24 protein-coding genes are annotated in these 24,584 nt (G+C 60.2%); 11 read left to right on the top strand and 13 right to left on the bottom strand.

Going from position 1 to position 24,584, the window contains the following annotated elements; all coding sequences use genetic code 11:
* Positions 1 to 220: 220 nt before the first annotated feature.
* Positions 221 to 967 (top strand): sulfite exporter TauE/SafE family protein, encoded by a 747-nt coding sequence (locus tag PH605_RS04485; RefSeq protein WP_078052347.1) that lies wholly within the window; start codon positions 221 to 223, stop codon positions 965 to 967.
* On the opposite strand, the gene trmD is transcribed toward PH605_RS04485, so the two are convergent.
* The 5 genes from trmD to ffh form a co-directional block, all read right to left on the bottom strand.
* Positions 949 to 1,647, bottom strand: a complete 699-nt coding sequence (gene trmD / locus PH605_RS04480; RefSeq protein WP_142844398.1) for a tRNA (guanosine(37)-N1)-methyltransferase TrmD — start codon at positions 1,645 to 1,647, stop codon at positions 949 to 951. The two genes, PH605_RS04485 and trmD, sit on opposite strands and share 19 nt — an antisense overlap.
* A gap of 4 nt (positions 1,648 to 1,651) precedes the next feature.
* Positions 1,652 to 2,218, bottom strand: a complete 567-nt coding sequence (gene rimM, locus PH605_RS04475; protein WP_065656916.1) for a ribosome maturation factor RimM — start codon at positions 2,216 to 2,218, stop codon at positions 1,652 to 1,654.
* 120 nt (positions 2,219 to 2,338) lie between these two features.
* The gene (gene rpsP / locus PH605_RS04470; RefSeq protein ID WP_003520510.1) at positions 2,339 to 2,716 is read right to left on the bottom strand and encodes a 30S ribosomal protein S16; all 378 of its coding nucleotides are present in this window, start codon (positions 2,714 to 2,716) and stop codon (positions 2,339 to 2,341) included.
* A 33-nt stretch (positions 2,717 to 2,749) separates the two neighbouring features.
* Positions 2,750 to 3,067 (bottom strand): chorismate mutase, encoded by a 318-nt coding sequence (locus tag PH605_RS04465; protein ID WP_065656918.1) that lies wholly within the window; start codon positions 3,065 to 3,067, stop codon positions 2,750 to 2,752.
* A gap of 11 nt (positions 3,068 to 3,078) precedes the next feature.
* Positions 3,079 to 4,647, bottom strand: coding sequence for a signal recognition particle protein (ffh, locus tag PH605_RS04460; RefSeq protein ID WP_142844397.1), 1,569 nt, complete (start codon positions 4,645 to 4,647; stop codon positions 3,079 to 3,081).
* Positions 4,648 to 4,973: 326 nt separating this feature from the next.
* On the opposite strand from ffh, the gene PH605_RS04455 reads away from it, so the two are divergent.
* The 7 genes from PH605_RS04455 (at position 4,974) to PH605_RS04425 (ending at position 12,351) form a co-directional block, all read left to right on the top strand.
* Complete coding sequence (locus PH605_RS04455) at positions 4,974 to 6,044, top strand: MBL fold metallo-hydrolase (protein WP_142844396.1); 1,071 nt, start codon at positions 4,974 to 4,976, stop codon at positions 6,042 to 6,044.
* 121 nt (positions 6,045 to 6,165) lie between these two features.
* Positions 6,166 to 7,065, top strand: coding sequence for a diaminopimelate epimerase (gene dapF, locus PH605_RS04450; RefSeq protein WP_142844395.1), 900 nt, complete (start codon positions 6,166 to 6,168; stop codon positions 7,063 to 7,065).
* On the top strand, positions 7,062 to 8,336 hold the full coding sequence (gene mtaB / locus PH605_RS04445; protein WP_142844394.1) for a tRNA (N(6)-L-threonylcarbamoyladenosine(37)-C(2))-methylthiotransferase MtaB: 1,275 nt from the start codon (positions 7,062 to 7,064) through the stop codon (positions 8,334 to 8,336). Before dapF ends, mtaB begins: the two co-directional genes overlap by 4 nt.
* A 32-nt stretch (positions 8,337 to 8,368) precedes the next feature.
* Positions 8,369 to 9,805, top strand: coding sequence for a signal recognition particle-docking protein FtsY (gene ftsY / locus PH605_RS04440; protein WP_142844393.1), 1,437 nt, complete (start codon positions 8,369 to 8,371; stop codon positions 9,803 to 9,805).
* A gap of 2 nt (positions 9,806 to 9,807) precedes the next feature.
* On the top strand, positions 9,808 to 10,458 hold the full coding sequence (locus tag PH605_RS04435; RefSeq protein WP_142844392.1) for a septation protein A: 651 nt from the start codon (positions 9,808 to 9,810) through the stop codon (positions 10,456 to 10,458).
* The gene (locus PH605_RS04430) at positions 10,455 to 11,051 is read left to right on the top strand and encodes a DUF2585 domain-containing protein (RefSeq protein WP_142844391.1); all 597 of its coding nucleotides are present in this window, start codon (positions 10,455 to 10,457) and stop codon (positions 11,049 to 11,051) included. Before PH605_RS04435 ends, PH605_RS04430 begins: the two co-directional genes overlap by 4 nt.
* 118 nt (positions 11,052 to 11,169) lie before the next feature.
* Positions 11,170 to 12,351 carry a GGDEF domain-containing protein gene (locus PH605_RS04425; protein ID WP_161987768.1) on the top strand — a complete coding sequence of 394 codons (1,182 nt, stop codon included), beginning with the start codon at positions 11,170 to 11,172 and terminating at the stop codon, positions 12,349 to 12,351.
* Between the two features lie 16 nt (positions 12,352 to 12,367).
* On the opposite strand, the gene PH605_RS04420 is transcribed toward PH605_RS04425, so the two are convergent.
* The 5 genes from PH605_RS04420 to ccmA all read right to left on the bottom strand — a co-directional run bounded on the left by PH605_RS04420 (position 12,368) and on the right by ccmA (position 15,481).
* Positions 12,368 to 12,967, bottom strand: a complete 600-nt coding sequence (locus PH605_RS04420; RefSeq protein ID WP_125145332.1) for a DsbE family thiol:disulfide interchange protein — start codon at positions 12,965 to 12,967, stop codon at positions 12,368 to 12,370.
* Positions 12,964 to 13,137: a heme exporter protein CcmD gene (gene ccmD / locus PH605_RS04415; protein ID WP_060725377.1), complete on the bottom strand. Its 174-nt coding sequence runs from the start codon at positions 13,135 to 13,137 to the stop codon at positions 12,964 to 12,966. Before ccmD ends, PH605_RS04420 begins: the two co-directional genes overlap by 4 nt.
* A gap of 4 nt (positions 13,138 to 13,141) precedes the next feature.
* Positions 13,142 to 13,903: a heme ABC transporter permease gene (locus PH605_RS04410; RefSeq protein ID WP_142844390.1), complete on the bottom strand. Its 762-nt coding sequence runs from the start codon at positions 13,901 to 13,903 to the stop codon at positions 13,142 to 13,144.
* A 74-nt stretch (positions 13,904 to 13,977) separates the two neighbouring features.
* On the bottom strand, positions 13,978 to 14,637 hold the full coding sequence (gene ccmB / locus PH605_RS04405; RefSeq protein ID WP_059759870.1) for a heme exporter protein CcmB: 660 nt from the start codon (positions 14,635 to 14,637) through the stop codon (positions 13,978 to 13,980).
* Between the two features lie 202 nt (positions 14,638 to 14,839).
* Positions 14,840 to 15,481: a heme ABC exporter ATP-binding protein CcmA gene (ccmA, locus tag PH605_RS04400; RefSeq protein ID WP_142844389.1), complete on the bottom strand. Its 642-nt coding sequence runs from the start codon at positions 15,479 to 15,481 to the stop codon at positions 14,840 to 14,842.
* A 271-nt stretch (positions 15,482 to 15,752) separates the two neighbouring features.
* Between ccmA and acnA the strand changes: the two genes are divergently transcribed.
* The 3 genes from acnA to PH605_RS04385 all read left to right on the top strand — a co-directional run bounded on the left by acnA (position 15,753) and on the right by PH605_RS04385 (position 20,170).
* Positions 15,753 to 18,446 (top strand): aconitate hydratase AcnA, encoded by a 2,694-nt coding sequence (acnA, locus tag PH605_RS04395; protein WP_142844388.1) that lies wholly within the window; start codon positions 15,753 to 15,755, stop codon positions 18,444 to 18,446.
* Between the two features lie 190 nt (positions 18,447 to 18,636).
* Positions 18,637 to 19,377 (top strand): DUF1223 domain-containing protein, encoded by a 741-nt coding sequence (locus PH605_RS04390; protein ID WP_003523168.1) that lies wholly within the window; start codon positions 18,637 to 18,639, stop codon positions 19,375 to 19,377.
* 400 nt (positions 19,378 to 19,777) lie between these two features.
* The gene (locus PH605_RS04385) at positions 19,778 to 20,170 is read left to right on the top strand and encodes a DUF2794 domain-containing protein (protein WP_003523170.1); all 393 of its coding nucleotides are present in this window, start codon (positions 19,778 to 19,780) and stop codon (positions 20,168 to 20,170) included.
* Positions 20,171 to 20,282: 112 nt separating this feature from the next.
* Here PH605_RS04385 and PH605_RS04380 read toward each other — a convergent pair whose 3' ends face one another.
* From PH605_RS04380 to PH605_RS04370, 3 genes are all read right to left on the bottom strand, one after another.
* Positions 20,283 to 21,020, bottom strand: coding sequence for a Bax inhibitor-1/YccA family protein (locus tag PH605_RS04380; RefSeq protein WP_142844387.1), 738 nt, complete (start codon positions 21,018 to 21,020; stop codon positions 20,283 to 20,285).
* A 218-nt stretch (positions 21,021 to 21,238) separates the two neighbouring features.
* On the bottom strand, positions 21,239 to 23,800 hold the full coding sequence (locus tag PH605_RS04375) for an ABC transporter permease (protein ID WP_142844386.1): 2,562 nt from the start codon (positions 23,798 to 23,800) through the stop codon (positions 21,239 to 21,241).
* Positions 23,797 to 24,507: an ABC transporter ATP-binding protein gene (locus PH605_RS04370; protein ID WP_142844385.1), complete on the bottom strand. Its 711-nt coding sequence runs from the start codon at positions 24,505 to 24,507 to the stop codon at positions 23,797 to 23,799. Before PH605_RS04370 ends, PH605_RS04375 begins: the two co-directional genes overlap by 4 nt.
* Positions 24,508 to 24,584: the final 77 nt, after the last annotated feature.

Below are 24,584 nucleotides of genomic sequence, written 5' to 3'. Positions count from 1 at the left end.
CGTCTGTCGGTCAATGCCTCCAGACCATGCCTTTCGGCAGGAGCGGGTTCGCCATTCTTTGCTTTCGGTTGGGATATTTCCCATTTCCACGCGGGCACATACACGAGGATGCGCCGTTTGTCATCCCTTTCATGACAATATTTTATCAATTACGCGCCGCGTTCCGGCGGTTGCGAAGCGGCGCGCTGGCGGATATGGCATGGGAACCTTGGGAGGGGCCATGTCCATATTCATTATTCTCATGCTGTTCGCCACCGGTTTTCTGTCGGGTGTCGTCAATGCGATTGCCGGTGGCGGCACCTTCCTGACCTTCGGGGCGATGACGCTGGCCGGTCTGCCACCCATCGTCGCCAACGCCACGTCAGCCATCGTGCAGTTTCCGGGCTACATCACCTCCGTGATCGCCTATGGGCCGGAAATCCGCGCCCATTGGCGCGAGGCGATCCTTTTGTCGGGCGTTTCAGTCGTCGGCGGGCTGGCCGGATCGCTGCTGCTTTTGTCGCTCGACAATCCTTCCTTCCGCCAGCTCGTGCCATGGCTGCTTCTTGCGGCCACCGCCGTTTTCGCTGCCGGCCCGTGGCTGCGGCCGAAGGCGAGCGCCGAACGTTCGCCCGGAAATCTGCCGAGCCTCGTCTTTCAGGGTCTCGCTTCCGTCTATGGCGGATTTTTCGGCGCTGGCATGGGCATCATGATGCTGGCCATCCTCGGAATAACCTCGGGCGGCAGCTATCATCATCTGAATGCGTTGAAGAACCTCTTGTCTGTCGTGATCGCCGTCATCGCAATCACGATCTTCGTCAGCGGTGGCGTCGTTTCCTGGTGGGCGGCGCTCATCATGTTCCCTGCGGCCGCACTTGGCGGCTATATGGGCGTGCATACGGCACGGCGGGTGCCGCAGTGGATCATTCGCTGGCTGGTGATCGCCGTCGGGCTGGTGCTGACCGCCTATTATTTTGTCTCGGCCTGAGCCTTTTCCAGAAGATCGGGGCGTCTTTCCTTCGTCAACGCCAGCGCCCGCTCGTGCCGCCATTTGTCGATGGCGGCGTGGTTGCCAGAGGTGAGAACGGCTGGGATGTCGCGGCCTTCCCAGACCTGCGGGCGGGTATAGTGCGGATGTTCCAGCAGTCCGCCCTCGAAGCTTTCATGCACGCCGGAAAGATCGTTGCCCATGACGCCCGGCAGGATGCGGACGATGGCATCAAGAAGCGTCAGCGCCGCCGGCTCACCACCGGAGAGGATGTAATCGCCGATCGACACTTCCTCCAGCGCGCGGGCCTCGATCACCCGCTGGTCGACGCCTTCGAAACGGCCGCAGACGATGATCGCGCCTTCTCCGGCTGCCAGTTCACGCACACGGTTTTGCGACAGGGGTTTGCCACGTGGGCTCATAAGGAGGCGGGGCCGTGTGTCGCCATCCGAAACATGGTCGATGGCCGCCGCGAGAACGTCGGGTTTTAGCACCATACCGGCGCCGCCGCCCGCCGGTGTGTCATCGACGCTTCTGTGTTTGTCGGTGGCGAATTCGCGGATCTGTACGGCGTCCAGCGACCATTGCCCCCGCTCGAGCGCCTTGCCTGCCAGAGAATATCCGAGATGCCCCGGAAACATTTCCGGGTAGAGCGTCAGAACGGTAGCCTTGAAGGTCATGACTTTATTTCTTGCCGAACGGCGATGCGCCGGTTTCGTCCTTGTCGTCAGGGTTGTCGATCAGGCCGGCGGCCATCGGATCGATGAGAATACGACCGGCTTCGAGGTCGATTTCCAGCACGGCCGCTTCCGAAAAGGGAATGAGGGCGGGGCGACGGCCTGCACCTTTCAGCTCCAGCAGATCACCTGCGCCGAAATCATAGACGGCGCTGACGGCGCCATAACTTTTGCCATCGGCATCGACGGCTTCCAGCCCTTCGAGATCGGCATAATAAAATTCGTCATCGTCAAGCTCGTCGTCGGGCAGATTGTCACGCTCGATGAACAGTTCCAGCCCATTCAGGCTTTCCGCCGCATTGCGGTCGTTGATGCCCCTGAAACGAACGACGACGACGTTCTTGCCCTCGCGCACTTCCAGAATTTCGAAAACACGGCCATCGGCGGTAACAAGGTTGCCATAATCGCCGAGCGCCATCGGATCGGCCGTATAGGTGCTGACACGGACTTCGCCGCGCAGGCCCTGTGCGCCGCCGATCTTTGCCATGAGTACCGGGTTTTCCAGCTTTGCCATCGGGCCGTCCGTCTTCTGGTGTTGGTTGCGTCAGCTTTACGGTTTGTTGACGCCAAAATAAACAAAAAACGGGCGGCATGGAAAACCACGCCACCCGTTCCTCAAAAGTTTCCGTGCAGATTATTCTGCAGCAGAGGCTTCCGCAGCAGCAGCGGCTGCATCTTCAGCCTTCTGCTTCTTTTCAGCGATACGCTCGAGAGCGCGCTTGCCCGGCTTTGCCTTTTCCGGGTTGCTGCGAGCGGCACGCTCGGCAAGGCCGGCTTCTGCGAGGAAGCGCAGAACGCGGTCGGTCGGCTGTGCGCCCTTGGCGATCCATTCCTTGATGAGGTCAGCCTTCAGCTCAACGCGCTGCGGGTTGTCCTTGCCGAGCATCGGGTTCCAGGAACCGACCTTCTCGAGGAAACGGCCGTCGCGGGGCGAACGGGCGTCAGCAACGACGATCTGGTAATACGGGCGCTTCTTGGAACCACCGCGTGCGAGACGAATTTTAAGTGCCATGTGATATACTCCTTAGGATGGCTTGTCCGCCTTTCAGGCGGTCTTTTCGGTACCGCCATGTTCGGCGGCGATTGCTTCATGATGCCGGATGACTTCCTTGATGACGAAGTTCAGGAACTTCTCGGCGAAATCCGGGTCCAGATTGGCGTCCTTCGCCAGACGGCGAAGGCGTTCGATCTGGTATTCCTCGCGCGCCGGGTCGGCCGGCGGCAAATTGTACTTTGCCTTCAGCACGCCCACCGCTTTGGTACAGCGGAAACGTTCGGCAAGAATGTGAACCAGTGCGGCATCGATATTGTCGATCGACTGGCGGTATTCGGAAAGCTGGGCTTTCACCTCTGCATTGTTCACTGGTGTCCCCCTCACTTCTTTTTCGGAAAGCCGGGCAGGCCCGGCATGCCGCCAAAACCGGGCAGCTTGGCGCCACCCACACCCGGCAATCCGCCCGGCAGACCGCCAAGACCGGGCATTGCGCCCGGCTTGCCGAGACCGGCGGCTTCCGCCTGTTTCTGGAGCGCCTCGAGCTGCTTCGGATCGATATTCGACAGATCAGGCATGCCGCCGCCAAGGCCACCGAGGCCCATCTTGCCGGCAAGGCCGCCCATCATCTGCTTCATGATGCCGCCTTTGCCCTTGCCGCCCATTGCCTTCATCATGTCGGCCATGCCGCGATGCATCTTCAGAAGCTTGTTGATTTCAGCGGCATCCGTGCCGGAACCGGCGGCGATGCGCTTCTTGCGGCTGTGCTTCAGAATATCGGGATTGGCGCGTTCCGCCTTGGTCATGGAGGAGATGATGGCGATCTGGCGGTCGAACATCTTGTCGTTCATACCGGCCGAAGCCATCTTATCCTTCATGCCGGCCATGCCGGGCATCAGCCCCATGATGCCGCCCATGCCGCCCATCTTCTTCATCTGGGCAAGCTGGTCGGAGAGATCGTTGAGGTCGAACTTGCCCTTGGCCATCTTCTCGGCCATGGCGCGGGCTTTTTCCGCATCGATGTTTTCGGCGGCCTTTTCGACCAGCGAGACGATGTCGCCCATGCCGAGAATACGGTCGGCGATACGGCGCGGATGGAACTCGTCGAGTTCATTCATGCGCTCGCCGATACCGATCAGCTTGATAGGCTTGCCGGTGACGGCGCGCATGGAGAGAGCCGCACCGCCGCGTCCGTCGCCATCCATACGGGTCAGCACGAGGCCGGTGATGCCGACGCGCTCATCGAAGTTGCGCGCCAGGTTGACGGCGTCCTGACCGGTCAGCGAATCCGCGACCAGCAGGATTTCATGCGGGTTGGACTTCTTCTTGATGTCGGCCATTTCCAGCATCAAGGGTTCGTCGATATGGGTACGGCCGGCGGTGTCGAGAATGACGACGTCGTGGCCGCCGAGTTTGGCGGCCTGCACTGCGCGCGCGGCGATATCGGTCGGCGACTGGCCGGCAATGATCGGCAGCGTGTCGATGCTCGTCTGGACACCAAGCTGGCGAAGCTGTTCCTGGGCGGCCGGACGACGCGTGTCGAGAGATGCCATCAGCACCTTCTTCTTATCGCGGTCGGTCAGGCGTTTGGCGATCTTGCCGGTGGTGGTGGTCTTGCCCGAGCCCTGCAGACCCACCATCATGATGACGACGGGGGCGGGGGCGTTGAGATCGATGGAGACGCCTTCGGTGCCGAGCATCTCGACAAGCTCGTCATGCACGATCTTGACGACCATCTGGCCGGGTTTGATCGACTTCAGGACGGCTGCACCAACAGCTTTTTCACGCACCCTGTCGGTGAAGGAACGCACGACTTCCAGTGCAACGTCCGCTTCCAAAAGCGCACGGCGAACCTCGCGCAGGGCGGCGGCAACATCGGCTTCCGTCAGCGCGCCACGGCCGGTCAGTCCATTCAGAATGGAACCAAGGCGGTCCTGGAGGTTTTCAAACATCGTTTCTTCCTTCTTCGTTCCGGGGTTTCCGAAACGTCGGTGCTTTCGCTGCCAAAAACAAGACGCAAAGCCAAAAAGCACCCGAGGGCGCATCGCGCTGTCGGGTGTTGACCTCCGGGATCTCTTTATACCTTTGCGGGTCCCGGTCGGCGGCTTGGAGTCATGAAACTGCCAGCTGATGGGCGGGATAAACAGGAAAGTGCGGGAAAAGTCAAGGCGGCGCGGGTTTGTGGCCAAAAAGGCCCGCATTTCATCTTTGCGTGATTGGCCGCAGGCGGCCATTGACGGCGCTTGAACGGGCCCCTTTCGCTCCTTATACCTTTGTCATGAAACGTCGAAACTTCTTTCGTTTTTCCGCTCTTGGTCTGCTCGCTCTGGCGGGTGGGGGCCTCTATGCCCGCCGTTCGAACGCGAGCGCCTATTATAGCGGCCCGATCTCCGATCATTTCGACGGGGTGCGCTTCTTCAATCCCGGCGGTTCGCCGCCCGGCAATTTCATGGGCCTTATGAAATGGCGCTTCAATGGCGAGCGCGCCACATGGCCGGAAAGCTATCCGAGCCCTTTTCCCTTCGCAAAACCGGAAGCCCGGATCGAAGGCAGGGACATGCGTGTCACCTTCGTCGGCCATGCCTCGTTTCTCATCCAGACGGCGGGGCTGAATATTCTCATCGATCCGGTGTGGTCGCAGCGCACCAGCCCGTTCAGCTTCGCCGGTCCCAAACGGGTCAATGCGCCCGGCATCCGTTTCGAGGACCTGCCGCCCATCGATCTGGTGCTGGTGACGCATAATCACTACGACCATCTGGATATGGAAACGCTGAAGCGCCTGCATGTCGCGCACAAGCCGCTCTTCATCACGCCGCTCGGCAATGACGCCATCATCCGTACCGGTGTCGAGGCGGCGCGTATCGAGGTGGGCGACTGGGGCGATGTGGTGGAGACAGGGCCGGTCAAAATCCACTTCGAGCCGTGCCATCACTGGTCTGCCCGCGGCCTGAACGACCGGCGCATGGCGCTATGGGCTGCCTTCGTCATCGAAACGCCCGGTGGCAAAATCTACCATATCGGTGACACCGGCTTCCATGAAGGTCTCAATTATCACGCCGCGCGCAAGAAGCACGGCGATTTCCGCCTCGCAAACCTGCCTTTCGGCGCTTACGAACCGCGATGGTTCATGAAGGGCCAGCACCAGAACCCGGCCGAAGCCGTGGAAGGCATGAAGCTTTGTGGTGCAGCGCATGTCTGCGGCCATCACTGGGGCACCGTGCAACTGACCGATGAGGCGGTGGACGCCCCGCTCGTGGCGCTCAAGGCGGCACTCAAGGAGCAAGGGGTGGATGAGAGCCGTTTTCAGCCCATGCGCCCCGGCGAGGTTTTCGACGCTCCTTCCGCCTGATCGCTGCCGCGTTTGCGCCGTAACAGTCTGGTAATTTGCTGTCCTTTCCGCCATATAGGGCGAAAGTGCGGGGAAATTCCCTATGCAATCCGATTTTCAGACAGATTTCAGGTTTAGGGCAATGGCGGATACGGTCGAATTTGCGAAGATGAACGGGCTTGGCAACAAGATCCTCGTTATCGACATGCGCGGCCGTAAAGATATGGTCACACCGGAGGCGGCGATTGCGCTGAACGCCGATCCTGCCACACAGTTCGACCAGATCATGGCCATCCACGATCCGCGCGTCAGTGGCACGGATGCATTTATCGACATCCTCAATTGCGATGGTACGAAGGCGCAGGCCTGCGGCAACGGCACGCGCTGCGTGGTGCAGGCGCTGTCTTCCGAAACCGGCAAGACGAGCTTCACCTTCCAGACGGTCGCCGGCATCCTCAACGCCGTCGAACATGAAGACGGCATGATTTCCGTCGATATGGGCCTGCCGCGTTTCCGCTGGAGCGATATTCCGCTTTCGGAAGAGTTCCACGATACCAGCCGCATCGAATTGCAGATCGGGCCGATCGACGCACCGATCCTGCATTCGCCGGCCGCCATGTCCATGGGCAATCCGCATGCGATTTTCTGGGTGGATCGCGATCCGATGGAGTTCGATCTCGAACGTTTCGGGCCTCTGCTCGAAAACCATCCGATGTTTCCGGAAAAGGCTAATATCACGCTGGCGCAGGTAATTTCCGACAGCGCGCTGCGCACCCGTACCTGGGAACGCGGCGCCGGGCTGACACTCGCCTGCGGTTCGGCCGCCTGCGCTTCAGCGGTTTCCGCTGCCCGCACCGGTCGCACCGGCCGGGAGGTCACCATCGATGTCGCCTCCAGCCCCATCCGTGTGCCGCTGACCATCGAATGGCGCGAGGATAATCATGTCATCATGACCGGCCCGGCCGAATGGGAATGGTCGGGTTCCGTCGATCCCGTCACTGGCGGCTGGGCGCGGGATGCGGTCGAGCGGGGGGCTGTATGAGCGGCGTCGAGGTCATAACCTTCGGCTGTCGTCTCAACACCTATGAATCGGAAGTGATGCGGGCGGAGGCCGAAAAGGCCGGGCTTAACAATGCCGTGCTGGTCAATACCTGCGCGGTGACCGGGGAAGCGGTGCGTCAGGCCCGCCAGGCCATCCGCCGGGCAAGGCGGGACAATCCGCATGCCCGTATCATCGTTACCGGCTGCGCCGCCCAGACCGAGAAGCAGACCTTTGCCGAGATGCCCGAGGTGGATGCGGTGCTGGGCAATGAGGAGAAGCTGAAAAGCGCCTCCTATCGTGCGCTGCCGGATTTCGGCGTTTCGGCGGAAGAAAAGCTGCGCGTCAACGATATCATGAGCATCAAGGCGACCGCGCCGCAGATGGTGAAGCACATAGACGGGCATGTGCGCGCCTTTATTCAGGTGCAGAACGGCTGCGATCATCGCTGCACCTTCTGCATCATTCCCTATGGGCGCGGCAATTCCCGCTCCGTGCCGATGGGGGCCGTGGTGGATCAGGCGCGCAGGCTGACGGAAAGCGGCTATTGCGAGATCGTGTTGACCGGGGTGGACGCCACGAGCTATGGCGCGGACCTGCCGGGCGAGCCTTCCCTCGGTTATCTTGCCAAGACATTGCTGAAGCAGGTGCCGGATATTCTGCGTCTGCGGCTTTCCTCCATCGACAGTATTGAGGCTGACCGCCATCTGATGGATCTTGTTGCCGATGAGCCGCGTTTCATGCCGCATCTGCACCTGTCCCTCCAGCATGGCGACGACATGATCCTGAAACGCATGAAACGCCGCCATTTGCGGGCTGATGCCATTCGCTTCTGCAACGAGGTGCGGTCGCTTCGGCCGCATATCGCTTTCGGCGCGGATATGATCGCCGGTTTTCCGACAGAGACGGAAGAGATGTTCGAAAACGCCGCGACGCTTGCGGAAGAATGCGGCATTTCCAGCCTGCATGTCTTTCCCTACAGCCCGCGTGCGGGGACGCCCGCGGCACGCATGCCGCAGCTCGACCGGGCTTTGGTGAAGGAGCGGGCGGCGAGGCTTCGGGAGCGCGGCGAGGCGCTGAAGCTGGCGCATCTGCAAAATATGGTCGGTTCGGTGCAGACGATCCTCGTTGAAAACAACGGTTTCGCGCATACCGACAATTTCACGCTGGTGGAGGCGTCGCATCTTGCTCCGCGCACTCTTGCGCAGGTTGCGATTACCGGCCACAACGGCAAACATCTGAACATGAAGCTTCTGGCGGCGGATGCGGCCTGAGGCGGCACAAGAGAAAAGACACGGGAACGACCATGGCCCTCGGCTTCATCAAAAAAGTCTTTTCGTTCGGCAAGGACAAGGCCGAAACGAATGGCCGGCCGCAAGAGGACGCCGCACCTGAGCGCGGCAATGAAAACGCCTCCTTCGAAGCGGCGCTAAGCGACGCCGAAGCGCATGGCCCTGTCGATAAGGACCCGGTTTCCGAACTGGAGATGGAGACGGCCGGCGGACCAGCCCCGGACGAGGCGACGGACGTGGTCCTTTCCGACGATGACGAGGAAGAGGACGCACCGCTTCTGCCCGGTGCCGAGCTTTCCGGCGATATGGGCGTGGTGCCGCTGTCGTTGCTACAGGCGGAAGCAGCCGCCGAAGAGCAGGTCGAATCTGCCCCCGAGGCAGCGGATGTCGTGCTGGATGCGGATGCGATGGATGCGCTGCTTGACGAGGCCGAAGCCGCGACTGCCGCCGAGCCCTCCGCTACACCGCCAGCTCTACCAAAGGGTTTTTCGTCCGCCAGTGAGCGGCAGGAGCCTGCCCCTGCCGCACCGCAGGTAAAACTGACATGGTTTCAGCGCCTGCGGGCAGGGCTTGCCCGTACATCGTCGCAGCTGACCACACAGATTTCGGCGCTTTTCACCAAGCGCAAGCTGGATGAGGATACGCTCGATGAGCTGGAGGATCTTCTCATCCAGTCGGATCTCGGCGTCGAGACTGCCATGCGCATCACCGGCGCCCTGTCTTCCGAGCGTTACGGCAAGGATGTGAGCGGCGAGGATGTGGCGCGCATCATGGCGGGCGAGATCACCAAGGTCCTCAAGCCTGTCGCCAAACCGCTGGAACTCGATCTTTCACACAAGCCGCATGTCATTCTCGTTGTCGGTGTGAATGGTACGGGCAAGACGACGACTATCGGCAAGCTTGCCGCCAAGCTTTCCGGCTCGGGTCTCAAGGTCATGCTGGCGGCAGGCGATACGTTCCGCGCGGCGGCCATCGAGCAACTCAAGATCTGGGCGGACCGCACCGGTTCGCAATTCATTGGCACCAAGCTTGGCGCAGATGCGGCCGGGCTTGCCTATGATGCCTATGAGCAGGCGCGGGCGCAGAAAAGCGACGTTCTCATCATCGATACGGCTGGCCGCCTGCAGAACAAGACGGAGCTGATGGCGGAACTGGAAAAGATCGTGCGCGTGCTTGGCAAGCTCGATCCGGATGCGCCGCACACCGTGCTGCAGACGCTGGATGCGACGACCGGCCAGAACGCCATGAACCAGGTGGAAATATTCCGCAATGTCGCGGGTGTTTCGGGCCTGATTATGACAAAATTGGATGGCACGGCGCGGGGCGGTATCCTCGTTGCCATCGCTGCCAAACACAAGCTGCCGGTTTATTTCATCGGTGTGGGTGAAGGTGTTGATGATCTGGAGCCCTTCGAGGCGGAAGATTTCGCCAAGGCCATTGCGGGAGTTTGAGTATGGATATTGAAAGCAATTCCAAGGAAAGCGAAAAGATGGTGGCGGAAATCAGCCCGCTCCTGAAATTCGTGCTCGAACTTGGCCCGCTCATGGTATTCTTCTTCGCCAATTCCCGCGGCGAATGGCTGGCCTCCACTTTCCCCGTGCTGACGGAGTTCGGCGGGCCGATCTTCATCGCCACTGGCCTGTTCATGATCGCAACAGCTTTGGCGCTTTCCGTCTCATGGGTGCTGACGCGCAAGTTGCCGATCATGCCGCTGATATCGGGCATCGTGGTCTTCGTGTTCGGCGCGCTGACGCTTTGGCTGCAGAACGATACTTTCATCAAGATGAAGCCGACCATCGTCAACACGCTGTTCGGTGTCATTCTGCTCGGCGGCCTGTTCTTCGGGCAATCGCTGCTCGGTTATGTCTTCAATTCGGCCTTCCGGCTGACGGATGAGGGCTGGCGCAAGCTGACGCTGCGCTGGGGCATATTCTTCCTCTTTCTTGCGGTGCTGAATGAGGTGGTGTGGCGCATGTTTACCACCGACACCTGGGTTGCCTTCAAGGTGTGGGGCACGATGCCGATCACCATCATCTTCACCATGGCGCAGATGCCGCTCGTCATGCGCCATTCGCTGGAACCGCTTAACAAGGACAAAAAATGACCGTTGCAGAGATGTCGGCTTCCCGTTCGCGCTCGCTCAAATGGTTCAGCGTGGCCGCCGGGCTGCTTCTCCTGCAAATCGTCATCCTTTACGCCATGGGCCGCATTCCGATCTGCGAATGCGGTTATGTGAAGCTGTTCGAGCCGGGCGTAAACACGCCGGGCAATTCCCAGCATCTGGCCGACTGGTATACTCCCTCGCATATCATTCACGGTTTCCTGTTCTACTGGTTCGCCTGGCTGCTGTTCCGCAACAGGTCGCTTTCCATGCGGCTTTCGCTTGCGGTTCTGGTGGAAGCGGCATGGGAAATTCTTGAAAACTCGCCTCTCATCATCGATCGTTATCGGACCGCGACGATGGCGCTGGGTTATACCGGCGACAGCATCCTGAACTCGGCGATGGATACCGTCTTCATGGTGCTGGGTTTCCTGTTCGCCGCCCGTGTGCCGGTGTGGCTGACGGTGGCAATCGCCATCTTCTTCGAAATCTTCACCGGCTGGCTGATCCGTGACAACCTGACGCTGAACGTGGTCATGCTGCTTTGGCCCGTGGACGCGATCAAGGAATGGCAGAACGCGCTCCCGCAAATGTGAACGGGTTTTCCGGGGCCACGGGCCGAAAGGCACGGAAGCCGCGCAATATATGCAGGTTTTCTTAATGGCATTGCGGTAGTGTCAGGCAAAGGCTCGTATCTCCCTCCGGCAGAACCCATTGCAAGACAACTTCGCCTATCTTCTCCCCTTCATCATGCTGACATTCGGCGTGGTGTTCCTGTTCCTGCAAAGGATCGGCCACGCTTCCGCCCGCTATTGGGGTATAGGATATCTTTCGGCGGCCTTCGGTTTTGCGACACCTTTGGTGCTTGGCGGCCTGCCCTTCGAAATACAGGCGATTGTTTCGAACCTGTTGTTCTTCTCCGCCTTCTTCCTCTATGGCCACGCTCTGCTCGTCCATTTCGGGCGGCCGCTTTATATCACGGGCAGGCTGTCGATCGTGGTTGCCGCGGTTTTGCTGGTCTCTTTCCATGTTTTCGTCACACCGGATCTGAAACGCGAACTCGTCATCGGCGATCTCGTCTGTGCCCTTTTGCTCGCGATTGCGGTTTGGCTCGTGCGAAAGCGCCCCGTCGCGCTTGCCGACAGGCTGATGGTGGGAATTGCCTGTCTTGTGGTGCTGGAGACGCTGGTGCGCATCGGCATGCTGCTGGTGATGACGCCGAGCGGCTCGATGATCGAGCTCAGCGAATTCTTCGAATCCGACTATGCTTTCTACATGCAGCTTGCCGCCAGCATCTTCGGCTTCCTGCTGGCGCTCTCCGTGCTCGCGAGTCAGATTTCCGTCACCGTCGACCGGCATCTGCATGCGGCAGAGCATGATCCGCTGACGGACGTGCTGAACCGGCGCGGCTTCGACCGCCGAGTTCCCGATTTTCGTAACGATATCCCTGAGGGTGTGGTCATCGCCTGCGACATAGACCACTTCAAGCGTATCAACGATGTTTACGGTCATGCGGCTGGAGATATCGTTCTTATCGGTCTTTCCGATCTGCTCAGGCGCAATGCGCCCGAGGATGCGCTGGTGGCGCGCTTTGGCGGTGAGGAGTTTGTGGTCTTCCTGCCCGGCCAGACAGCTGCCGCAGCCGGCCAGCTGGCCAATGCCATGCGGACAGGTCTTTCGTCGCTCGATTGGCGCAACCGGGGTGTAACCAGCCAGATCACCGCGAGCTTCGGTGTCTCGGCCGTCGCGAGGGGAGATCATTCCATTCATGACGCCATCAAGCGGGCCGATGACGGTCTCTATGCCGCAAAACGCGGCGGTCGCGATCAGGTGGTGCTGGAAGGCATACGTCTGCCGGCTGAAGGCCCTTCGCTGAGGGTCGTTACCAAGGGGTGATGCCCTACCGAGCGCGTTATTTCCCGGCTGCGGCCGCAATGGCTGGCAGCAGATCGCGCTCGACGCTGCGGGCATCGAAGGGGCCGACCTTTTTATAAAGGATCGTGCCATCCGCGCCGACCAGGTAACTTTCGGGAATGCCGTAGACGCCCCAGTCTATCGCGGCCTTGCCGTTTGGATCGACGCCTATCGCAGCAAAGGGATTGCCGAGCTCGCCGAGGAAGCGCAGCGCATTATCCTGCTTGTCCTTGTAATTGATGCCGACGACGGTGATTCGGCTGTCTTTCGCCAATTCCTGAAGCAGCGGATGCTCCTGCCGGCAGGGAATGCACCAGGAGGCGAAGACGTTCACCAAAGTCAGCTTGCCCTTGATGGCGGCATCGGTCAGCGCCGGCAGGTTGGAGCCTTCCAGCGGCGGTAGCGACAGAGTGGGCGCCCTGGTGCCGATCAGCGCCGAGGGAATGGCGCTGATATCCAGCCCGTTCACGTCCTGATCGTAAAGCATCTTGCCGGCGACGAGGGCGAAACCGCCGAACAGCAGCAACGGCAGCAGCGCAAGCGCATAGCGTGCACGGCCTGTCGTTTTGGCCTTGATGTCCCGGTCAGCCTGCGTCATTGCGCGTCACCTGCGGAACCGGCTCTCGCCCTGCGGCGCACGCCGGATGCCTCGAGTTCTTTCAATTCCCGTTTGCGTGCCTGACCGTCCACGACGACCCAGGCGATGAGACAGAGAACGACAAGGCCGGTCGCCGCATAGGACATGCCGATATAAAAGGCGTGTGTCATTACCTCAGCCCTCCCGGTTCGCTATGCGCGCCGCGAGACGCCGTTGCGCGGCCACGCGCCGACGCCAGATTTCGTTGCGCATTGCTGCGATGTGCAGGGTGAAGAACAGCAGCGTGAAGCCGACGGCCATGGTCAGCAGCGGCCAGAGGAATTCCGCATCGATGGCGGAGCCGCCCATGCGGATGACGCTTGCAGGCTGGTGCAGCGTGTTCCACCACTCGACCGAAAATTTGATGATGGGGATATTCACGAAACCGACGAGGATCAGCACGGCGCTGACACGGGCGGCTCTGGAAGGATCGTCCATGGCGCGGTTGAGCGCGATCAGGCCCAGATACATCAGGAAAAGCACGAAGACGGAGGTCAGCCGCGCATCCCACACCCACCAGGTTCCCCACATGGGCTTGCCCCAGAGCGAGCCGGTGACGAGTGCAATCAGCGTGAAGGCCGCGCCGATGGGGGCCGCGGCCTTGTGGCTGACATCCGCTAGCGGGTGACGCCAGACGAGGGTGCCGATGGCGGAGACCGCCATGACCGAATAACACATCATGGCGAGCCACGCGGACGGTACGTGCACATACATGATGCGTACCGTGTAACCCTGCTGGTAATCGCCTTCCGTCGTGAACGACAGATAGAGGCCGACGGCCAGCACCAGCGCCGTCAAAGCAGCGAGCCAGGGCAGAATGCGCGCCGCCAGCGCCAGAAACCGGGTGGGATTGGCGAGATCACTAAATTTGGTGATGGTGAAGGTCTGCTCGTTCATGCCGTTTGTGTAACCCGAGAATGGCCGCCCCGCAATTGATCCCTGTCAATCGGGGATCGTCTGGCGTGGTTTCCTCAATCCATAACATTGCGCAGCGCCAAAGCGGCGAAGAAAGGTCCGGTCACGGCTGAAAATAACGTGATCGCACACAGAATGAGAAATGGCGGCATGAAGGGCGCCGGGTCCTGCACCGCCGCATAGGAGGCGCTGACGCCGAATATAAGCACGGGAATGGCGAGCGGCAGCACGAGGATGGACACCAGAAGCCCTCCGCGCGGCAGGGCAACGGCAACCGCCGCCCCTACCGCGCCGATGAAGGTGATGGCGGGCGAGCCGACGAGAAGGGTCAGCATCACGGCGCCGATCGCCACTTCGTCCATGTTCATGAAGAGGCCAAGCAGAGGGGAGGCAAGCACCAGCGGCAAGCCGGTCGTGACCCAGTGTGCCAGGCATTTCACGAACACGGTCAGGACCAGCGGGGTTTCCTGCATCAGGATCAGATCAAGGGAGCCGTCATCCCGCTCGGCCTGAAACAGCCGGTCGAGGCCGAGAAGGGCGGAGAGCAGCGCGCCGATCCAGACGATAGCCGGGCCGATGCGGGCGAGCAGGTTGAGATCGGGGCCGACGCCGAAGGGGATGACGGCAACCACCGTCATGAAAAACAGCACGCCGATCAGCGCGCCGCCGCCGGCGCGGATGGAGAGTTTGATGTCGCGGAGGAGGAGGGCGGTCATTGGATAGGCCTCTGCGGGTGTGGTTTACCCCCCTCTGCCCTGCCGGGCATCTCCCCCTCAAGGGGGGAGATCGGCAAGATGCTTTTTCGCCGCTTCATTCTCAAACATCGAGATGGGCGAGACCTCGCCACAGGTCGATCTCCCCCCTTGAGGGGGAGATGCCCGGCAGGGCAGAGGGGGGTATGCCCCACGCACATCGCCCTCATGCCCAAGCCTCCACACCCGCAAACCCCGTCATCCGCAATTCCTGCGCGCTCTCCAACCCCAGGGGCTGATGGGTCGCAGCCAGAACGATGCCGCCTTTCCCAAGGTGGTTTTTCACGAGATCGGTAAACATCCTGTCCGCAGCCTTGTCGAGCGCCGCCGTCGGCTCATCGAGAATCCACACCGGCCGCCATGCAATCAAAAGTTTCGCCATGGCAAAACGCCGCTGCTGGCCGGCGGAGAGATAACCGAAGGGCAGGTGGGTAATGCCGGCGAGGCCGACGATCTCCGCCGCCTCATCGATCGCCACGCCCGCGCCGCCGGAAAAATCGCCGAGGAAGTCTTTCCAGAACCGAAGATTCTCCGAAACGGTCAGTTCGGTTTTCATCGCATTGCGATGGCCAAGATAATGGCAGGCCTCAGACGTGCGCATGTCAGCGTCTATTTCTTTGCCGGCTATCTTTATTCGTCCCTGTTCGGGCCGCAGCAGGCCGGCCACCGTGCGCAGCAGGGTGGATTTTCCTGAACCGTTGCGACCGGTCAGCACAAGAGCCTCACCGTCGCTTAACTTGAAGGAAATATTCATGAATATGAAATCTTCGCCGCGTCGCACGCCAAGATTTTCCGCCGTCAAATCCATGCTGCGGTTCCGATTACGATTTCGTCGTCTCGATCATAAAAAAATCGATTAGGTTCGTTGAATGGTCTGGCACGTTTTAGAGAAATTATCTATATGGGTGTCAACACGCCAGCGGCCGGCGTGAACATCATCTTGCGCCGGACTTGACGATTGCGAGGAGCAATTTTCACGTGCGGACAGCGGAAATGGTCGTACCCGCATCCTGATGTGCATGAGTGCATAGGTGTCCGCACGCACGTGTTGGCTATCAGAGTAAGCGGGGTTTTTATCCATGCCCAAATCACTCGACAGTTTCCAATGTCGTTCCGTCCTTACCGTTGACGGTAAGGAATACATCTATTTCAGCCTTCCCAAGGCTGAAGCCAATGGCCTGAAGGGCGTTTCCAAGCTGCCCTATTCCATGAAGGTTCTCTTGGAAAACCTGCTGCGTTTCGAGGACGGCCAGTCCGTCACCAAGGAACACATTCTGGCGGTTTCCGAATGGCTGAACAACAAGGGCCTGACCGAAACCGAAATCGCCTATCGCCCCGCCCGCGTTCTGATGCAGGACTTTACCGGCGTTCCCGCCGTTGTCGACCTTGCCGCCATGCGTGACGGCATCAAGGCCCTTGGCGGCGATCCGGAAAAGATTAACCCGCTGGTTCCCGTCGATCTCGTCATCGACCACTCGGTCATCGTCGACGAATTCGGCACGCCGAGCGCCTTTGCCCGCAACGTCGAGCTGGAGTACGAGCGCAACGGCGAGCGTTATCGCTTCCTGAAGTGGGGCCAGCAGGCGTTCAAGAATTTCCGTGTGGTTCCGCCCGGCACCGGCATCTGTCACCAGGTCAACCTCGAATATCTCGGCCAGACCGTCTGGACGAAGGAAGAGGATGGCGAGACGATTGCTTATCCGGATACCTGCGTCGGCACCGATTCGCACACGACCATGATCAATGGTCTCGGCGTTCTCGGCTGGGGCGTTGGCGGTATCGAGGCTGAGGCGGCCATGCTTGGCCAGCCGGTCTCCATGCTTCTGCCCGAGGTTATCGGCTTCAAGCTGACCGGCAAGGTGAAGGAAGGTGTGACCGCGACCGACCTCGTGCTGACCGTGGTTCAGATGCTGCGCAAGAAGGGCGTTGTCTCCAAATTCGTCGAATTCTTCGGCCCCGGCCTCGATTCGATGTCTCTGGCCGACCGCGCCACCATCGGCAATATGGGCCCGGAATATGGCGCGACCTGCGGCTTCTTCCCGGTCGATAGCGAGACCATCAATTACCTGACCATGTCCGGTCGTGCCAAGGATCGAATCGCGCTTGTCGAAGCCTATTCGAAGGCGCAGGACATGTGGCGCACGGGCGACGGTTCCGACCTTGTCTTCACCGATACGCTGGAACTCGACCTCGGCGACGTCGTGCCCTCCATGGCTGGCCCCAAGCGTCCGGAAGGCCGCCTGCCGCTTGAAACCATCGCGCCGAATTTCGCGACGGCTCTTGAAAACGACTATAAGAAGCCCGGCCAGCTTTCGAGCCGTTATGCGGTCGAAGGTGAGGCTTTCGATCTCGGTCATGGCGATGTGGCGATTGCCGCCATCACCTCCTGCACAAACACTTCCAACCCCTCGGTTCTTATCGCTGCCGGCCTCCTCGCCCGCAACGCCGTCGCCAAGGGTCTGAAGTCCAAGCCGTGGGTGAAGACGTCGCTCGCACCCGGATCGCAGGTGGTTGCCGAATATCTCGACAAGTCCGGTCTGCAGAAGGACCTCGACGCGATCGGCTTCAACCTCGTCGGCTTCGGCTGCACGACCTGCATCGGTAACTCCGGCCCGCTGCCGCCGGCGATCTCCAAGACGATCAACGACAAGGGCCTGATCACCGCCGGTGTTCTCTCGGGCAACCGCAACTTCGAGGGTCGTATTTCGCCGGATGTTCAGGCGAACTATCTGGCCTCGCCGCCGCTCGTCGTGGCCTATGCCCTTGCCGGCACGGTCCAGAAGGATCTGACGAAGGAGCCGATCGGCGACGACCAGAACGGCAATCCGGTCTACCTCAAGGATATCTGGCCGACCTCCAAGGAAATCCAGGAATTCATCCTGAAATACGTCACCCGCGAGCTTTACGAAACAAAGTATGCCGACGTGTTCAAGGGCGATGCGAACTGGCAGGCCGTTCAGGTTCCGCCGGGCCAGACCTATGCCTGGGACGACCAGTCGACCTATGTTCAGAACCCGCCCTATTTCGTCGGCATGGGCAAAAAGGGTACCGGCCTCAAGAACATCAAGGGCGCGCGCGTCCTCGGTCTCTTCGGCGACAAGATCACCACCGACCATATTTCTCCGGCCGGTTCGATCAAGGCTGCTTCGCCTGCCGGCGCCTATCTGACGGAACATGGCGTCGCCGTTGCTGACTTCAACCAGTACGGCACGCGTCGCGGTAACCATGAAGTGATGATGCGCGGCACCTTCGCCAATATCCGCATCCGCAACCACATGCTCGGCCCGAACGGCAAGGAAGGTGGCTACACCATCCATTATCCGTCCAAGGAAGAGATGTCGATCTATGACGCGGCCATGAAATACAAGGCGGAAGGCGTCCCGCTCGTCATCTTCGCCGGTGTCGAATATGGTAACGGTTCGTCCCGCGACTGGGCGGCGAAGGGCACCAACCTGCTTGGCGTCAAGGCTGTCATTGCGCAGTCTTTCGAACGTATCCACCGGTCGAACCTCGTTGGCATGGGCGTCGTTCCCTTTGTCTTCGAAGAAGGCACGACCTGGGCGAGCCTCGATCTCAAGGGTGACGAAACCGTCGAGATCGACGGCCTCGAAGGTGAAATCAGGCCGCGTGAAAAGAAGATCGCCAAGATCACCTATAGCGACGGTTCAGTGAAGGAAGTTCCGCTTCTTTGCCGCATCGATACGCTGGACGAAGTGATCTACATGAACAACGGCGGCATTTTGCAGACCGTTCTTCGCGATCTGGCCGCATAAAGCTTCAACAATCGAAGACGCCGGCAGAAATCCCGGCGTCTTTGCATTTCATGGTCTCTTTTTTTGTGATTGTCGCTCACCCCTTCGTGACTTTCTATTGAAGGGCAATAGACGTTATTTTCCGGTTTGCATCCCGGCAGGATTGATCGCATCAATTCGTCTGGATCTCTTCCGGACAAAGGTTTTTGTAATGCCGCTGAAATTCCCCCTGTCGATATGTCTTCTCGGCACGTTCCTCGTCACCTCCGCGCAGGCGCAGGAGGCCGTGAAGGGCGTCGTCGAATTGTTCACGTCGCAGGGATGCTCATCCTGCCCGCCGGCCGATGAAGCCCTGCGCAAGATGATCCAGAAGGGCGACGTCGTCGGTCTTTCCTACCATGTCGATTACTGGAACTATCTCGGCTGGACGGATTCGCTGGCGTCTAAGGAAAATACCGACCGGCAATATGGTTATATGCGCGCGCTCGGCCGCAACGGGGTCTATACGCCGCAGGCCATTCTGAACGGACGCGACCACGTCAAGGGTGCCGATGTTCGCGGCATCTATGACAGGCTGGATGCGTTCAAGCGCGAGGGCAAGGGACTGAACGTGCCGGTCTCGTCGAAATTTGCCGGTGATGAGGTGGAGATCGATATTGGCGCCGGCAGCGGCAAGGCCGATGTCGTCGTCGCTTATTTCACGCGAGAGCAGACCGTGGATGTGCAGAAGGGCGAAAACCAGGGGAAAAAAATGTCCTACTGGCACAGCGTCTATGATGTGCAGACAGTCGGCATGTGGGATGGTTCGCCGATGACGGTGAAGCTTCCGGCGAGCGTGGTGGCCAAGGTGAAAAAGGGCGGCTGCGCCGTGCTGTTGCAGACGGCCAATGCCGGTGGCGATCCTGCGGCAATTGTCGGCGCAAGTATCCTGCTTGGAAATGAAAACCCCTGATCGCCTGTCGGGCGATGGAAGATCCGGTCCGGGCATTGGGGGCTGGGGGTAAAGGGTCAATGCACCGGACCGGGTCATCTTGGTGCCTAGGCATCAATTGACAATAGGACTATTCCACCCAATTCGGGCCATGGTTTGACCGAAATACGGCAGCCCATGCGAAAATGGCTGCCTAAATGGTTACCATTTTTAACCCCTGCCTTTGCCGTTGGCAGCGCTCGTCGGAGAATCGGCGGGCGCAATTCTGCGCTGACGTCTTCCGGTTACTCTGCGCATCGAACGCTTGTCGAACCTTTCCCGGAATTCCCTGCCCTATCCGCCATGCCGGTGCAAAGACTTGCAATTTCGCCCTCTCAGGCTCACACTGCATGGATGATTTGGGTGGAATCGGAGGTATTGGATGACCGATCAACCGGATGTGCAGCAGGTGCAGACCGCTTCACGTGACAATTCCACCGTTATCGATCTCCGCGAATATAAAAAGAACAAGGACCCTTTGCCGGTCACCTTTCACCGCCGCGAGCTGGATGCGATCCTGCGCATCTATGGCCGCATGGTGGGAGAGGGTGAATGGCGTGACTACGCCATCGATCACCTCAAGGAAAAGGCGGTATTTTCCGTCTTCAAGCGTTCAGGTGAAATGCCGCTTTTCAGGATCGAGAAAAACCCCAAGCTGGCTGCGAAACAGGGCGCCTACTGCGTGGTGAACACGGATGGCCGCATTCTCAAGCGAGGGCATGAGTTGCCGCAGGTTCTGAAGGTCTTCGACAAGGTTTTGAAGCTCATCGAGTGAGCTTTCGCAAAAGCGGACTGCCCGCCTCTGGCGGATAGGGCTAAAGAATCTTTCCAAATAAAAAGGCGGCCGAAGGGCCGCCTTTCGTATGTCTGCAATCGAACTCTTGACCTTAGTCGTCGCGGTTTCCGAGGAACTGCAGGAGGAAGGTGAAGAGGTTGATGAAGTCGAGGTAGAGCGTCAGTGCGCCCATGATGGCCTTACGGCCAGCGACGGCAACATCGTCAGCATCGAAATACATTTCCTTGATCTTCTGGGTGTCGTAGGCGGTCAGGCCTGCGAAGATCAGCACGCCAATCGCGGAAATCGCGAACTGCAGCGCGGAGGATGCAAGGAAGATGTTGACGATCGAAGCGATGATCAGACCGAACAGGCCCATGATCAAGAACGAACCCATGCCAGACAGGTCTTTCTTGGTCGTGTAACCGTAAAGCGAGAGCGCACCGAACGAGGCCGCGGTCACGAAGAAGGTCTGCACGATGCTCTGGCCGGTGTAGACCAGGAAGATCGACGAGAGCGAAACACCCATCAGCGCGGCATAAACCCAGAACGTCGCCTGCGCAGCAGAAACGCTCATGTTCTGGATGCGGAAGCTAAGGAAGAAGACCAGTGCCAGCGGAGCGAGCATCACGACCCAGCGCAGCGGCGACGCGAAAAGCAGCTGGGCGAAAGCCGGGTTGGAAGCGGCAAGCGTATAGGTGCCGAACGCTGCAACGCCGGTGATGACCAGAGCCAGCGCCATCAGGTTATAAACCTTGAGCATATAGGCGCGAAGACCTTCATCGATCATCGCACCAGACTGTGCACGCGTCTGCGCCATGCGATTCTGGTAGTTATTGAAGTCAGCCATTGTTTCCTCTTTTGAGCTCCGTGATTGCTACGGTGTCGGGATACCTCCCGGGCGCCGCTGCGGAGCTTCAGCAAGCCTGATCAAGAATATGATGGCAGAACGCGTTCTATACAAGGCCTTTTCCAGCTGAAAAGACACCATATGCGCGAAAAGCGCTCACGTTTTGGCGATCATTACAAAGAATTAATCGTTAAAGTTAAGCGGTGCACAACCGACGATCATTCACCTGCCTGCCGGAGAACCGGAGCTGCCTTCTGCCCGAGAATCCGCCATGTGCCGATGAGGCCGATGCCCACCGTCATGACGAGGGCGACGACGAGCGTTCCGATCGCCACATCCGGCAGGAAGCTGGAGGGCAGCTTCATGATGCGGGCGATCACGAACCATGCGGAGACGCCGCCGGCGAAAAGTGCGAAGACGGCGGTGGCGAGGCCGAGCATCATATATTCGTAGGAGAAGGCGCGGATGAGCAGGTTTCGTGTGCCGCCCAGCGTTTTCAGGATGACCGCGTCATGGGTGCGGGCGCGGTTTCCGGCGGCAAGAGCGCCGGCGAGAACCAGGACGGAGGCGATGAGGGCGACGGCTGCGGCGGCGCGAATGGCGGTGGCAAGCTGGCCGACAAGCCGGTTAACGACGTCGAGCGCATCCTTCACGCGCACGCTGGTGATCGTCGGAAAGGCGTTGGTTACAGCGCGCAATATGCGGCCTTCGTCGGCGGCGGTTGCGGAGGGGTCGGCGAGTGTCGCCAGCCACGCATGCGGCGCGCCGCGGAAGGTGTTTGGCGAAAACACCATGACGAAATTGATTGACAGGGATTCCCATTCGACATTGCGCAGATTGGCGATCCTTGCCGTTATGCTGCGGCCGAGCACGTTGACGGTCACCGTGTCGCCAATCTTGAGACCCAGTTCCCCGGCTTCCTCGGCCGCGAAGGAGACCAGCGGCTCGCCGCTATAGTCCGGTCCCCACCAGCTTCCTTCTGTGAGAGTCGCGTTTTCGGGAATATCCTGCGAATAGGTGATACCCCGGTCGCCGCGCAGCACCCAGCGTCCGGCTGGAGGCACCTCCATTTTCGTGACATCCTCGCCGTTGAGCGCCAGGATGCGGCCGCGCAGCATCGGCACTTCGGTCAGCGCGCCTTCCGGCGCTTCCCGCTTCAGAAGATCGCGGAAGCCCTGAAGTTCGCTGCCCTGAATATCCACGAAGAAGAAATTCGGTGCGCGGTCCGGCAGGCTGTCCGTCAGTTCGCGGCGCAGATTGCCGTCTATCAGCGTGAGCGTCACGAGCAGGGTCAGGCCGAGGCCGAGCGAAAGGACGACAGACGGGGTGAGCGCGCCCGGCCGGTGAATATTGCCGATCGCCAGCCTGAGCGCAGCCGAATGAACGCGCGGACTACGCTTGGCGATAGCCTTCACGCCGGAGGCAACGAGCCTCAGCACCACGAAGGCAAAAGCGATGGCGGCAAGGAAGACCGAGGCGATGAAGCGGTCTTCCGCCGAAAGGATGGCCAGCGCGGCGAGCGCTGCCAGCAGCAGGCCGGTTGCGGCCAGATAGGGCCAGGATGGCCAGCTTCCCTCCTCGAAACCCTGTTCGCGGAAAAGCGCCGTTGCCGGCACTTCGCGCGCCTGGCCAAGCGGCACGATGGCGAAAGCGAGCGTTGTCAGGAGGCCGAACAGGGCGGCGAGACCGAGTGCGCCGGGATAGAAGGCAAGCTCCTCCGGCACGGGCAACACGCCCTCCAGAAACCGCATGGCGATGAGAGGCGCGATGGCGCCGACCACGAGGCCGATGACAATGCCAACGGCGGCAATGAAGGCGATCTGGAAAAGATAGGTCATGGTGACCACCGAGGCCGGTGCGCCTAAGCATTTCAACGAGGCGATGGTGGTGCGCTTGGAATCCAGAAACGCGCGAACGGCATTGGCAACGCCGACACCGCCGACGATGAGGGCGGTGAGGCCCACCAGCGTCAGGAATTGCGAGAAGCGATTGACGTTTTCGGTGAGCGATGGGGCCGCCCGGTCACTGGTGCGGATGGACCAGCCGGCATCGGGAAAGGCCTTGTTGGCCGAATCGGTCATCGTTGACCGTGCCGAAGGATCGTTCAGCCTGATCTTGTAGGCATGCTCGACCAGACTGCCGTTCTGAACGAGACCCGAGGCGAAAAGGGCGTCGCGGCTGACCATCAGTCGTGGAGCAAAACCGAAACCGTCGGAGAGAGCATCCGGCTCGTCGACCACCGTGCCGGTCAGTTTCAGCTTGACATTGCCGAGCAGGATTTCATCGCCGACCTTGGTGCCGAGCCGTTCCAGCAGAAGCGGCGCGGCAATGGCGCCGTAGGTGTCGACGTTCCCGGCCAGAAGCTCATTCAGCGGTCGGTTCGGCTCGGCAACGAAGGTGCCATAGAGCGGGTAAGCGCCATCGATAGCCTTCACTTCCGTCAGGGTCTGTTCGGACCCGTCGGCGAGGCGCGCCATGGAGCGCAGCCCGGTGGAAACCGCGACGGTTCCGAGGCTGTCGAGATAGGCCCGCTCTTCCTGTGTCGCTTCCCTGTTGCGCAGTTCGAAACGCACATCGCCCGCCAATATGGACTGACCTTCCGTGGCGATGGCGCTGGTCACCGCGCGCGAGACGGAATTGACGGCGGCGATGGCGCCGGTTCCAAGCGCGATGCAGGCGAGGAAAATGTAAAAGCCGCGTAACCCACCGCGAATTTCGCGCCGGGCGAGCCTTGCGGCGTTTCTGATATTGGCAAGAGACGGGATAATTGATCCGCTCATGCCGACACCGCCCGCGCCATATGGCAGGTGGCGCTGTCGCCCTCTATCTCGCCGGAGCGGACCTTGATCTGGCGCGAGCACCGGGCGGCAAGCGACGGATCGTGGGTGACGAGGATCATCGTCATGCCGCGTTCGGCCTGTTTGGCAAACAGGAGATCGGCGATCTGTTTCCCCGTATCGGTATCGAGATTGCCTGTCGGTTCGTCGGCGATCAGCACGGCCGGTGAGGGGGCAAGCGCGCGGGCGATGGCGACACGCTGCTGCTCGCCGCCGGAGAGCTGGCCGGGATAGTGGTTGAGACGTTCGCCGAGACCGACGGCGACGAGCTCGCGTCTGGCGATCTCGAAGGGGTTGGGTGTGTTTGCCAGTTCGAGTGGGACCGCAACGTTTTCCAGCGCTGTCATATTGGCGATGAGATGGAAGGACTGGAAAACAATGCCGATGTTGCGGCCACGAAAATCCGCCAGCGCGTCCTCGCCGAGCTTGTGCAGTTCCGTATCCGCGATGATGATTTCACCGCTATCGAGCCTCTCGAGACCGGCAAGCACCATCAGAAGCGTCGACTTTCCCGATCCGGAGGGGCCGACGATACCAACCGCCTCGCTCTCTCCGATTGAAAGATCGATGTTCTTGAGAACGTGAACGGAGGCGGCGGCATTGCCGAGCGTGAGGTCAGCTTTCTTCAGCTCTATGATGCTTTTCGTCACAATTCTCGTTCCTATATAGGGTGATGAAAACGGTCTGGCGGTCGATGCGGTCGGTATTTCAGACAATGGGAACCAAG

The sequence above is a fragment of the Agrobacterium sp. CFBP 3001 genome, from assembly GCF_027871605.1.
GTDB lineage: Bacteria > Pseudomonadota > Alphaproteobacteria > Rhizobiales > Rhizobiaceae > Agrobacterium > Agrobacterium leguminum.
Note: the sequence above shows the minus strand (reverse complement) of the source record. Positions and strands in the feature narration are given on the sequence as shown.